General features: G+C 47.2%; 12 protein-coding genes. 6 read left to right on the forward strand and 6 right to left on the reverse strand.

From position 1 onward, the window contains the following. Window positions 1–122: 122 nt before the first annotated feature. Both FAH67_RS01585 and nirK read right to left on the reverse strand, forming a co-directional pair. Window positions 123–878, reverse strand: a complete 756-nt coding sequence (locus tag FAH67_RS01585; RefSeq protein ID WP_003679933.1) for a formylglycine-generating enzyme family protein — start codon at window positions 876–878, stop codon at window positions 123–125. 268 nt (window positions 879–1,146) lie between these two features. Next, the gene (gene nirK, locus FAH67_RS01590; protein ID WP_003679935.1) at window positions 1,147–2,328 is read right to left on the reverse strand and encodes a copper-containing nitrite reductase; all 1,182 of its coding nucleotides are present in this window, start codon (window positions 2,326–2,328) and stop codon (window positions 1,147–1,149) included. Window positions 2,329–2,727: 399 nt separating this feature from the next. Here nirK and FAH67_RS01595 point away from each other — a divergent pair, with 399 nt between their 5' ends. The 3 genes from FAH67_RS01595 (at window position 2,728) to FAH67_RS01605 (ending at window position 6,941) form a co-directional block, all read left to right on the forward strand. After that, window positions 2,728–4,983, forward strand: coding sequence for a nitric-oxide reductase large subunit (locus FAH67_RS01595; protein WP_003679936.1), 2,256 nt, complete (start codon window positions 2,728–2,730; stop codon window positions 4,981–4,983). Window positions 4,984–5,078: 95 nt separating this feature from the next. Beyond that, window positions 5,079–5,978 carry a 50S ribosomal protein L3 N(5)-glutamine methyltransferase gene (gene prmB / locus FAH67_RS01600; protein WP_003679938.1) on the forward strand — a complete coding sequence of 300 codons (900 nt, stop codon included), beginning with the start codon at window positions 5,079–5,081 and terminating at the stop codon, window positions 5,976–5,978. Window positions 5,979–6,203: 225 nt separating this feature from the next. Then, complete coding sequence (locus tag FAH67_RS01605) at window positions 6,204–6,941, forward strand: toxin-antitoxin system YwqK family antitoxin (RefSeq protein ID WP_039863680.1); 738 nt, start codon at window positions 6,204–6,206, stop codon at window positions 6,939–6,941. 47 nt (window positions 6,942–6,988) lie between these two features. Here the strand turns inward: FAH67_RS01605 and FAH67_RS01610 are convergent, their stop codons facing one another. Next, window positions 6,989–7,549, reverse strand: a complete 561-nt coding sequence (locus FAH67_RS01610) for an adenine phosphoribosyltransferase (protein WP_003682296.1) — start codon at window positions 7,547–7,549, stop codon at window positions 6,989–6,991. A 168-nt stretch (window positions 7,550–7,717) separates the two neighbouring features. Here FAH67_RS01610 and gmk point away from each other — a divergent pair, with 168 nt between their 5' ends. The 3 genes from gmk (at window position 7,718) to FAH67_RS01625 (ending at window position 10,855) form a co-directional block, all read left to right on the forward strand. Continuing rightward, a complete protein-coding gene (gmk, locus tag FAH67_RS01615; RefSeq protein ID WP_003682295.1) occupies window positions 7,718–8,335 on the forward strand; it encodes a guanylate kinase in 618 nt (205 codons plus the stop codon). Between the two features lie 52 nt (window positions 8,336–8,387). Next, on the forward strand, window positions 8,388–8,594 hold the full coding sequence (gene rpoZ, locus FAH67_RS01620; RefSeq protein ID WP_003682294.1) for a DNA-directed RNA polymerase subunit omega: 207 nt from the start codon (window positions 8,388–8,390) through the stop codon (window positions 8,592–8,594). 104 nt (window positions 8,595–8,698) lie between these two features. Continuing rightward, on the forward strand, window positions 8,699–10,855 hold the full coding sequence (locus FAH67_RS01625; RefSeq protein ID WP_115287602.1) for a RelA/SpoT family protein: 2,157 nt from the start codon (window positions 8,699–8,701) through the stop codon (window positions 10,853–10,855). A gap of 96 nt (window positions 10,856–10,951) precedes the next feature. Here the strand turns inward: FAH67_RS01625 and FAH67_RS11465 are convergent, their stop codons facing one another. The 3 genes from FAH67_RS11465 to FAH67_RS01635 form a co-directional block, all read right to left on the reverse strand. Then, window positions 10,952–11,113 carry a hypothetical protein gene (locus FAH67_RS11465; protein ID WP_003682290.1) on the reverse strand — a complete coding sequence of 54 codons (162 nt, stop codon included), beginning with the start codon at window positions 11,111–11,113 and terminating at the stop codon, window positions 10,952–10,954. A 75-nt stretch (window positions 11,114–11,188) separates the two neighbouring features. Next, a complete protein-coding gene (recX, locus tag FAH67_RS01630) occupies window positions 11,189–11,650 on the reverse strand; it encodes a recombination regulator RecX (protein ID WP_003682288.1) in 462 nt (153 codons plus the stop codon). Between the two features lie 99 nt (window positions 11,651–11,749). Beyond that, a complete protein-coding gene (locus FAH67_RS01635) occupies window positions 11,750–12,463 on the reverse strand; it encodes a phosphoglycolate phosphatase (RefSeq protein WP_003682286.1) in 714 nt (237 codons plus the stop codon). Window positions 12,464–12,717 lie beyond the last annotated feature (254 nt).

The raw sequence follows: 12,717 nt of genomic DNA on the forward strand, positions 1-12,717 counted from the left end.
TAAAGACCGGCGGATTATGCCACAATTTGTCTTGGTATGCCACATCTTTTCAGACGGCCAAAAAAAAAGCGGCGATACCTTTCAGTACCGCCAAAGCTGCTTTGGTGATAAAAAACTAAACTTTATTTGCTCGCACAGCGGAAGCCCAAGTTATTTAAAACATATTTGGACTGCAGGCTGGTGCGGATGCCGTAGCGTAAGAATGCCGCATAGTTAGACGGATCGCTTGAACCCACGGATGCGCCGCTACAGAACATTTGTGTGTTGGACGAGCCGGCAGAGAGTTGGCTGCTGTTGAAATCTTCAGTCCATTCCCAAATCAGGCCGTGCATATCATACACGCCCCAGTAGTTGGGTTTGTTTTTACCGATGTCGTGCAGGCCGTTGCGGCCGCCGTCTGCGTACCAATCTAAGATGGTGCGGTTATAGCCAGGCTCGGCAGAGCCGTCTTTTTGAGTGGCGGAAGCCAAGCCTGCAAATTCCCACTCGTCAATAGTCGGCAGACGTTTGCCTTTGGAAACGCAGTAAGCATTCGCGGCAAACCACGAAACATTGGTTACCGGATGTTTGAGTTCGCTGGCTTTAGGCGCAAAACTGTTGCTGCCGTTTTTTACCCAATGTTTCAGGTAAGCTTTTTCAGCATGTTTGGAACTGATTTTGCCTTTTTGCCATTGCGGATGTGTTTTCACAAATTCGGCAAATTCGGCATTGGTTACCGGATATTTGTCAAGCTGGAAGGGTTTGACTTTAATAAGGGAAGTTTCTTTTTTGAGATAGAGAGGACGGTAGCTGCCTCCTTCGATTTTTACCATTTCGGCCGCCGCTGCACTGCCGCTTGCGACAAGGGTAAATAGGGCGATGAGTGGTATGAGTTTCATAACGGGCTTTCTAATCTGAATACGGGGATTATTAGGCTTTGATTATATAGCGGAACCGGATAAAAATCCTGAGAAGCCTTCTGATTATTGTGCTTTTGGCTTGTCGGGTTCGTGAATGCTTGAAACCGGTTTTTCAGACGACCTTCGATGCTTCAGAGGTCGTCTGAAAAACCAATCTTTCGATTGGTCGTGGAAGAAAGCCACTGTTGTCCTTGCATCAGCCGGAACAGCAGTGGCTTTTTTCTGTTTCTATGCCGAGATGACTGGATTAGTAGCCGCCTTTATCTGCAGATGCTGCGGAAGCAGGCGCTGCTGCGGAAGCAGCTGCTGGAGCAGAAGCAGCAGCACCGGCAGGTTGGTAAACGGTGTCACTCAGTTTTTTGGTCATGATTTCAGGGTTTTCATCACCTTCAACTTTCAATTGACCCAAAGCACCTTTGTTGAACGCACGGAAGATAGAGTGGTCAACCAAAGTGTAGCTGCCTGGAATGTCGACTTTGAATTCAACGATAGCGGCACCACCGGCAGGAACAATTGTACTTTGTACGTTTTCGTTAATCAGTTTACCACCTTCAACATATACTTTGTCGAAGATTTCGCCGATAACGTGGAAAGAAGATACCAAGTTAGGACCACCGTTACCAACGTACATACGAACAGTTTCACCAGCTTTAGCTTTCAGAGCGTTGTCGCCTGCGATAGAGCCTACGTGACCGTTGAATACAACGTATTCAGGTTGTTCAGCAATCGCTTTATCCATATCGAAAGGTTGCAGGCCTTGAGCACCTTTTTTACCTTTAGTATAGAAGTCACCTTGTACGATGTAGAACTCTTTGTCCACTTTAGGCAGACCTTCTTTAGGTTCAACCAAGATCAAACCGTACATACCGTTGGCGATGTGCATACCTACAGGAGCAACGGCACAGTGGTAGATGTACAAACCAGCTTGCAGTGCTTTGAAGCTGAAGGTAGAAGTGTGGCCAGGAGCAGTAAAGGTAGCTTCTGCACCACCGCCTTGACCGGTTGCAGCGTGGAAGTCAACGTTATGAGGAACGGTAGAAGAAGGGTTGTTAGAGAATTCAACTTCAACAGTATCGCCTTCACGTACACGGATCATTTGACCTGGAACGTCGCCGTTGAATGTCCAGTAGTGGTACTCAACACCGTCTTCCATAGTCATGGTTTTTTCAACGGTTTCCATTTTAACGCGTACTTTAGCCGGATGGTCGCGATCAGTTGGAGGTGGAACTTCCGGAGCGTGAGTCATGATAGCATCGATTACAGGCAGTTCTGAAGAAGGAGTCTCGGCAGCAGCTTGTGAGTCGGAAGCAGCAGGAGCTTCAGCAGAAGCGGTAGCAGCTGGAGTTTCAGCAGGTTTAGCAGCTTGCTCGCCGCATGCGGCCAATGCAAATACAGAAGCGATAAGTGCGGCTAAGGTTTGGCGTTTCATGTTTAAAGTTTCCTTATAGTAAGAAAAGTTAAGAATCCTGATAGGATGGTTCGAAGTTTTGTATGATTATGTAGGCGCTTGTTTGGTCATATTTTGATGTAAATCAAATTATTCAGGGAATATGAATCTTTTACTACCTAAATACTCCTTTAGAAGTATAAAAAAATACATCGAAAAGTTTAATTTTGTGTGAAAATGTTAGCGGAAACTTAACACAAAATACGATAAAGGAGGGTTTGTATAAGAAAATGGGAATCAATATCATATAAGTTAATGGTTTTAAAGGAATATTATTGACAAAATATTTCTTTACTTATTAAACCGTGATACAATCTTTAACATTCATATTTGATGAATTAATACCCAACCACTTTTTACCAAAATTAAGGAGTACTTAAAATGGGACAGTACAAGAAGCTTTGGTACTTGCTGTTTGCCGTTCTGGCGGTATGCTTTACCATTCTTGGCTATATGGGCAGCGAGGTTTACAAAAAAGCCCCGCCTTACCCCGAACAGGTCGTTTCCGCATCCGGCAAGGTCTTGATGACGAAAGACGATATTTTGGCAGGTCAGTCTGCATGGCAGACTACTGGCGGTATGGAAGTCGGTTCGATTCTGGGCCACGGCGCATATCAGGCTCCGGACTGGACGGCGGACTGGCTGCATCGTGAGTTGGTCGCCTGGTTGGATTTGACCGCGCAACAGACTTACGGCAAAAAATTCGACGAGGTTTCCCCCGAGGAACAAGCCGTCTTGAAAACACGCCTGGCCGACGAATACCGCAACCAAAGCCGCGTGAAGGAAGACGGCAGCGTCGTCATCAGCGATACGCGCGTGAAAGCCATCGAAAGCATCCTGCCTTACTACCACGGCGTTTATGGCGACGATCCCAAGCTGCAAACCACCCGCGAACACTTTGCAATGAAAAACAACACATTGCCAAGCCAAGAAGCGCGTGAAAAACTGTTCGACTTCTTCTTTTGGACTTCTTGGTCTGCTTCGACCAACCGTCCCGGCGAGGTCTTTACCTATACCAACAACTGGCCGCACGAACCTTTGATCAACAACGTGCCGACCACTGAAAACTATATGTGGTCATTCACCAGCGTTGTTCTTCTGCTGATGGGCATCGGTTTGCTGATGTGGGGTTATTCCTTCCTGACCAAACACGAAGAAGTGGAAGTGCCGTCTGAAGACCCGATTTCCAAAATCCAACTGACCCCTTCGCAAAAAGCATTGGGCAAATACGTCTTCCTGACGGTCGCCCTGTTTGTCGTACAGGTATTGCTGGGCGGTCTGACCGCGCACTACACCGTCGAAGGCCAGGGTTTCTACGGCATTGACGAGGCGTTGGGCTTTGAAATGTCCGACTGGTTCCCCTACGCCCTGACCCGTACTTGGCACATCCAATCCGCCATCTTCTGGATTGCAACCGGCTTTTTGACGGCAGGTTTGTTCCTCGCGCCGATTGTCAACGGCGGCAAAGATCCCAAGTTCCAACGTGCCGGCGTAAACTTCCTCTATATTGCCCTCTTCATCGTGGTCGGCGGTTCTTACGCGGGCAACTTCTTCGCGTTGACGCACATCCTTCCCCCGGAATTTAACTTCTGGTTCGGACACCAAGGTTACGAATACCTCGATTTGGGACGTTTCTGGCAACTCCTTTTGATGGTCGGTCTGTTGTTGTGGCTGTTCCTGATGTTGCGTTGTACTATCTCTGCCTTTAAAGAAAAAGGTACAGACAAAAACCTGTTGGCTATCTTCGTCGCTTCTATGGTCGGTGTGGGCGTGTTCTACGCGCCGGGCCTGTTCTACGGTGAGAAATCTCCAATCGCAGTGATGGAATACTGGCGTTGGTGGGTGGTTCACCTGTGGGTGGAAGGCTTCTTTGAAGTATTTGCCACTGCCGCCTTTGCCTTTGTCTTCTACAATATGGGCTTTGTCCGCCGCAGTACCGCCACTGCCTCCACTTTGGCCGCTGCCGCCATCTTTATGTTGGGCGGCGTTCCTGGTACGCTGCACCACCTGTACTTCTCCGGCTCTACCTCCGCCTCTATGGCAATCGGTGCCTGCTTCTCCGCTTTGGAAGTCGTGCCGCTGGTGTTGCTGGGCCGTGAAGCATACGAACACTGGTCTTACCAACACCTGTCCGACTGGGCGAAACGCCTGCGTTGGCCGCTGATGTGCTTCGTGGCAGTCGCCTTTTGGAATATGATCGGTGCCGGCGTATTCGGCTTCCTGATCAATCCGCCGATTTCCCTGTTCTATATCCAAGGTTTGAACACTTCTGCCGTTCACGCGCACGCCGCCTTGTTCGGTGTGTACGGTTTCTTGGCATTGGGCTTCGTATTGCTGGTTGCCCGTTATTTGAAACCGAACGCGCAGTTTGACGACAAACTGATGACTTGGGGCTTCTGGCTGCTCAACGGCGGCTTGGTCGGTATGATTGCCATCAGCCTGCTGCCTGTCGGCGCGATTCAGGCATACGCCTCTATCACGCACGGCCTGTGGTATGCGCGTAGCGAAGAGTTCCTGCAAATGGAAATCTTGGATACCCTGCGTTGGGTTCGTACCGCTGCTGACTTGATCTTCATCGGTGGTGCTGTCTGCGTTGCTATCCAAGCTACCAAAATCGTATTCAGCCGCGATAAATAATCTTAAGCTGAATTAAATCGAAGGCCGTCTGAAAAGTTTTCAGACGGCCTTTCTGTTATAATTTCAACATTCTTAAATTGACAAGACAAAACATTATGTTCAACCAAGCTGCTCAAGAGCTGACCACTGTTCGTGATTTATTGCGTTTCGCCGTCAGCCGTTTTAATGATGCCGGATTGTTTTTCGGACACGGAAGTGATAATGCCCATGACGAGGCAGCCTATCTGATTTTGCACACTTTGAACCTGCCTTTGGATACGTTGGAGCCTTATTTGGATGCCAAATTGTTGCAAAGTGAGAAGGAAGAAGTGTTGTCCATTATCGAACGTCGCGCAGTTGAGCATATTCCTGCCGCGTATCTGACGCATCAGGCATGGCAGGGCGAGTTTGATTTTTATGTCGATGAGCGCGTTATTGTGCCTCGTTCTTTTATTTATGAATTGCTTGGCAATGGTATCCGTCCTTGGATTGAACACGATGAGTTGGTGCATCGAGCTTTGGATTTGTGTACCGGTAGTGGCTGTTTGGCCATTCAAATGGCGCATCACTATCCCGATGCACAAATCGATGCCGTTGATTTAAGCTTGGATGCGCTAGAAGTAGCCGCGATCAATATTGAAGATTATGGCTTGGAAGACCGCATCAGCTTGGTGCATACCGATTTATTCGAAGGTTTGGATGAAACCTACGACTTAATTGTTTCCAATCCGCCTTATGTTGACGCGGAATCTGTGGAAGCGTTGCCTGATGAATACCTGCACGAGCCGGAATTGGCTTTGGGTAGCGGCGAAGATGGTTTGGACGCTACACGTCAAATCATTCTGCAAGCGGCGAAATATTTGAATCCGAAAGGTGTATTGTTGGTTGAAATCGGCCACAACCGTGAGGTATTGGAAGCGGCTTATCCCGAATTACCGTTTACTTGGTTGGAAACCAGCGGTGGCGATGGGTTTGTATTCTTGTTGACTCGCGAGCAGTTATTGGGTGAAGAGTAGATTATTTTGATATAAATAAAACAAAGGCCGTCTGAAAAAGTTTCAGACGGCCTTTGTTTTATAAAATTTTTAATATTTTAAGAAAATACAAATGCCTATGGTATGCTGAATATGAAATCCAAGCAGGCTTTAAAACTATGGCTTATAATATTTGTCATAGTTTCTAATATCAGTAGATTTTTATTACTGACTTTTTGTAGAACATATACTGCCAAACTCCATATTATGAATAATTATTTAAAATCAGGCCTATTGGCTGCTGCCTTGTTCAGTATGCCCATTGCTGCCTTTGCCCAGCAACATACCGTTTATTTCAATCAAAACGGTAAACTGACGGCGACCATGCCTTCGGTTGCTTATGTCCGCCAATACAAGATTGAGGCAGGCAAGGCGCAGGTGCAGGATTTTTACTATCCATCGATGAAAAAATATTCTGATCCTTATGAAATACCTGCCAGTCAGATTAAGGTTTTTGTGCCGGCTTTGGATAACGGTACGCTGACCCTGTGGCATTTCAACGGTCAGAAAAAGATGGTTGGCAGTTATCGCAACGGCAAACCGCATGGCGAATGGGTCAACTGGTATCCAAACGGCAAAAAATCTGCGGTGATGCCTTATCAAAATGGCCTGAGTGAGGGCGTGGGTTCCCGCTATTACCGAAATGGTGTGAAAGAAAGCGAAATCCAATTTAAGCACGATAAAGCCAATGGTCATTGGAAACAATGGTATTCAGACGGCAGCCCGAAAACCGAAATGATGATGAGCAATGACAAACCGACGGAGATTATCAGTTGGGATGAAAATGGCCGCGTTGTGTCTGAATTGAGTATTCGCAACGGTAAACGCAGCGGCATCATTTTGGATTGGTATGATGATGGGGCGAAGAAATCCGAGTTGGTTTATAAAGACGACCGGTTGGTGAAAAAAACGTTCTGGGATACGGACGGATACGTTCTAGAATAATTTTGACAATAAAAAAACCGCAGGCTGATCAGCTTGCGGTTTTTTTATTACATACAGCCTTTGTTTTGGCATAGGGTAAATAACGGTGCGCCGCTTTCACGGATTTTTTTGCCGCCGTCCAAGTCGGTAAATTCCAAAATGGCAGCCGCTTCGATTACTTCACCCCCCAGTTTGCGGATCAGCTCGACACCTGCCAGCATTGTGCCGCCGGTTGCCACCAAATCATCTACCAACAAAACGCGTGCGCCCGGCTTGATGGCGTCGGTATGGATTTCTACCGTTGCTTCGCCATATTCCAAAGCGTAACTTTGAGAAACTGTATCAAACGGCAGTTTGCCTTTTTTGCGGATGGGGACAAAGCCGACGTTCAGCTGATAGGCCAAAGCAGCGCCAATAATAAAGCCGCGTGCATCCAAGCCTGCCACGACATCAACTTTCTGCCCCATATAGCGGTAAACCAGTAAATCGACCAGTAGGCGGAAATATTCTGCGCTTTGTAAAACGGGAGTAATGTCATGAAACAAAATCCCTTTTTGCGGCCAGTTTTCAATTTTACGGATTTTGTCCGCCAAAGCTTCTACGCCCATTACTTCAGGATGAATCAACATCTCGACATTCCGAAATCAAAAAGTTTTTAACACGATATTGTAGCGGTCATATGCGGACTTGCCAAATTAATCGATACAATAGCCAAATTTTGCAACATGCCGTCTGAAATTCCGAGAAACATTGTGTTGTGTTATAATTTACAGATACATATCATCGGCTGAACCATCATGCAAAATCATAAAAAAGGCAATATTTACATCATTTCTGCCGCTTCCGGCACAGGTAAAACGACCTTGGTGTCGCGCCTATTGAAAAATCATGACGACATCCGTGTTTCCATTTCCCATACCACGCGCCAACCACGAGAGGGTGAGGCACATGGTGTGCATTACCACTTTGTTCCCAAAGAAGAATTTGAATCACTGATTGAGCAAAGAGCCTTTTTGGAACACGCCAATGTGTTCGGCAATTATTACGGCACCAGCATCGCCGGCGTGAATTCCTTGAGCGAAGAGGGCTATGACGTCATTTTGGAAATTGATGTGCAAGGTGCGGCGCAAGTGCGTAAATCGTTGCCTGAAGCCAGCAGTGTTTTTATCCTGCCGCCTTCCTTTGAAGTATTGGCGCAACGTTTGATCGGCCGTGGTACAGACAGCGAAGAAGTTATTCAAACACGCCTTTCAAAAGCCCGTCATGAGATTGAGCAATCCGTTTTGTTCGATTACGTCGTTGTGAATGACGATTTGGATCGTGCCGAAGCCGATTTGTTCCACATTATTAAAGCAGGCCGTCTGAAAAAATCCTCTCAACAGGGATTTATCTCAAACCTGTTGGAAAATTCGTAAAAAACAGCGAAAATAACCGTTTATTTGAAACATAGAAAGAAAGCAAGCAAACATGGCCCGTATTACTACTGAAGACTGCACAGGTAAAATCCCTAACCACTTCGACCTTACCCTCGTTGCCGCCCGTCGCGCACGTCAATTAGAAAACGGCAACACGCCTTTGGTTGACGACATACGCAACAACAAACCAACCGTAACCGCCCTGCGCGAAATCGCTGCCGGACAAATCGGAACCGAGCTGCTGACCCGCAACAAATAAACCAACCGGCAAACCGATAAAATCACCGCGCGGACTGTATCGGTGCGATATCACAACCGATACAGTCTGACGGCTTAAAAATAGCCATAAAAGGCCGTCTGAAAATGCCAGCCCCACTGCCTACCGCCCCCTATGATCCGTTGACAGCAGAAGCGCGCGAGCTTCTGTTTCGCACCGCATCCTATCTCAATACCAATGAGCAGGCCGAGCTTGAAAGAGCCGTTGCCTACGCTTTCCACGCCCATGACGGACAAACCCGTAAAAGCGGCGAACCCTACATCACCCATCCCCTTGCCGTTGCAACGCAACTTGCGATTTGGCACATGGATGTTCAAGGCCTCTGCGCAGGCGTTATGCACGATGTATTGGAAGATACGGGTGTAACCAAAGTCGAAATGGCGGCAGAATTCGGCGATACCATTGCCGAAATGGTAGACGGCCTCTCCAAGCTGGAAAAACTCAAATTTGAAGATCATGCCGAGCATCAGGCGGAAAGTTTCCGCAAACTTATCCTCGCCATGACTAAAGACGTGCGCGTCATCGTCGTCAAACTTGCCGACCGATTGCACAATATGCGCACCCTTGGCTCTATGCGTCCGGAAAAACGCCGCCGTATCGCCAAAGAAACCCTCGAAATCTATGCTCAAATCGCCAACCGCATTGGCCTGAACAATGCGTATCAAGAGCTTCAAGACCTATCGTTCCAAAACCTCCACCCAAGACGCTACGAAACCCTGAAAAAAGCCATGAACAACAGCCGCAAAAATCGCCGCGATGTTGTCGGCAAAGTGTTGCGTGCATTTGGTCAGCGTTTGGTCGGTGTCAATATTGAAGCCAAAATCAAAGGCCGCGAGAAAAACTTGTACAGCATCCATCAAAAAATGCTGGCTAAAAAGCTGCGTTTTGCCGAAGTGATGGATATTTACGGCTTTCGGGTCATTGTAAACAGCATTCCTGCCTGTTATGCCGCGTTGGGCGCATTGCATAATTTATACCACCCCAAGCCCGGCCGTTTTAAAGACTATATCGCCATTCCGAAAAGCAACGGTTATCAAAGTCTGCATACGACCTTGGTCGGTCCTTACGGCTTGCCGATTGAAGTCCAAATCCGTACGCGTGAAATGGATGCTGTGGCTGAGGGCGGTATCGCCGGCCATTGGATTTACAAATCCGGTGGAAATACTCCGGACCAAGCCGTCCTCCATATGAACCGGTGGATGAAAAATATTCTTGACCTGCAGGCCAGTAGCTCAAATGCCATCGAGTTTCTGGAGCATGTCAAAGTCGATTTGTTCCCCAACGAAGTCTATATCGTTACCCCGAAAGGAGATATCCTTACCTTACCGAAAGGTGCGACGCCGATTGACTTTGCCTATGCCGTTCACACCAATATCGGTCATAAAACCGTTGCCGCGCGTATCAATAACGTCATGATGCCGTTGCGTACCAAGCTGAAAACCGGCGATACGGTAGAAATCATTACTTCCGAGCATGCCAAGCCTAATGTAGCATGGCTGAACTTTACCGTTTCCAGCCGTGCACGCAGCGCCATCCGCCAATACATTAAAAATCTGAATCGTCACGATGCCGTTGTTTTGGGTGAAAACCTGCTGCAAAAAGCTTTATCCAGCCTGTTGCCTAAAGACATCCTGCTTTCAGACGACCTCAAAGAAAAATACCTTGCCGATTTGAACACCAAACAAACCTCGTTTGAAGAGGTTCTCTACAATGTCGGTATGGGGCATACTTTGCCGGTACACGTTGCCATGCACATTGCCGAGTTGGCAGGCCAACATTTTGGCAGCGCGGTCAAACTCAGCCCGATCAAAGTCAACGATCAGGAAACCGGCCGGATTCATTTTGCCGAATGTTGCCATCCGATTCCCGGCGATGCGATCCGCGCCTTATTGGTCAAAGATAAGGGTATGATTATCCACCGTGATACCTGTCAAACTTTGGTCAAAGCCGATCCGGAAGAGCAACTTGATGCGGGTTGGGACAGTTTGCGCAATCAAACGTATCGAACCATCCTCAACGTCAAATCCGAAGATGCGCATGGTTTGCTGGCCTCAATGGCGCAAGCGATTTCCAATTCCGGTGCGGACATCGAATCTGTCGATACGCCAACCAAAGCGCAAGCAGGAACGGAAGGTTTTGTAGAATTTAAATTCACAATTAAAGTCAAAGACTTGGATCAGGTTAATCAGATTATTCATGCAATGCATGCCAATCCGAATATCCGTAAAGTGATTCGAGGATAATCTCGTTATAAGTAAAGGCCGTCTGAAAGCGTTTTCAGACGGCCTTTTTGATGTTTACAAATAAAAGCTGTTGGCTTTTTTGTAATTGGATTGGGTTTAATTCAACCAAAAACGGAAAACCAAGAAGAAAACCAAGGCCAAAACGCCGGCCCAAACCAACAACATGAATCCGGCTACTGCCTGACCCAAGCGGTAAACAGGATTTTTGCGTTCGTCTTCGAGTAGGGGGGTGGATGTATCGTGCGGTTTGTCGGACATGATGAAGCTCTGATTGAATTATTGAATAAAAGCGTAAGGGTACGCCGATAGAAGCAAAGATTCAAGTGGGAATGATTATTGATAGAAGTCTTCGTCTTCATTCCACGCGGTTTTTAAGGCCGTCTGAATGGTGTCGGCACCAAAGCCGCGATAGGCAAGGAAACGCACCTGTTTTTGTTTTTCTTTCAAATCTTGAGCTTCTTGCTTGAATTTTTTACGCAGGACGGAAATGGCGGTTTGCAGCTCGTCCTCCCTATCGGGTAGAAACTCCCGACAGTCATCAGCATCGATACCTTGTTGCGCCAAGGCTTGCTTGAGGCGGAGCGTGCCGTAACGGTTGCTCTTGCTGTGAATATAGGCTTCTGCGTAACGTTGGTCGGATTGCCAATTCCGTTCGGCAAATTCGTCCAAAACCTTTTCCAATTCTTCTTCGCTTTCAGCGTGTGGGGCCAGTTTGCGTTTCAAGCCGACACGGCTGACTTCCTGACGGGAAAGAATATCCAAGGCGCGGGCGCGTAAGGTTTTGGGAGGTTTCATGGGGATATGGAAGGGAAGGGATTTAACTACATTGAATTACATTTCAGACGGCCTGATTGGGTGAAAGCACCGAAAAGGCCGTCTGAAAATAAAGCCGAATTATTCTTCGTCTTTGTTTTTTTGCGGTTGCAGATTTTCGTAGATTTCAGGCAGGGTGCGAATCAACAAATCAGGTTTGGTTGCTTTGTCTTGAGAGAGCAAGGTCATGTCGCCATAGCCGAATGTTACGCCAATACTAAAGCAACCGGCCGCTTTGGCGGCAAGAATGTCATTTTTAGAGTCGCCCACCATCAGCATATTGGCAACGTCGATGCCCAAAACTTCAGCCGCATGTTGAAGCGGTAATGGGCTGGGTTTTTTCTCGGTCAGGCTGTCGCCGCCAAGAACCAAGCTGAAGTAGTCATCGAGATTAAGCTGTTTCAGCAACTCGGCTGCCAGAATTTCATTTTTGTTGGTAATGACAACCAATGGAATACCCAAGGACTTGAGCAGGCCGAGACCGGCTTCGGTTTCAGGATAGGGGCGGGTAAAGTCGCTCAAGTGCTCGCGATAATATTGCATAAAGAACACAAAACCTTTTTCCCAGATTTCAGGATCGGCTTCTTTTTCACGATCATTGGTAATGACGCGATGAACCAACTTGCTGATGCCGTCGCCGACATAACTTTCAACCGTTTGGGTAGGTAAAACAGGTAAACCCAAGTGCGCACACATGGCTTGGGCTGCTGCGGCTAAATCGGGAACGGAATCACATAAGGTACCGTCCAAATCAAAAGCAACAGCTTGAACGTGTTCTAAAGCAGCAGTGGTCATTGAGTAACTTTCTGTCATATTATTTAAGCGGTTATTTTAACATTGTTTGCCTGATTTGCCGATGTTTTGCTGATTCTTTAAAGGGATATTTGTTTAAATTGTTAACAATTTTTGTTGGTGTAAGGCTGTCAGCCTATTGGGAATGTGGAAGGGATTTTGTCAACAAAAAGGGTGGTTTGGTAGGCATTAAAAAACAAAGGGTTTGTGTGTGTTTTTGAATGATTTGATGAGCATTTATACTAGGCCGTCTGAAA

The sequence above is a fragment of the Neisseria flavescens genome, assembly GCF_005221285.1.
GTDB lineage: Bacteria > Pseudomonadota > Gammaproteobacteria > Burkholderiales > Neisseriaceae > Neisseria > Neisseria flavescens.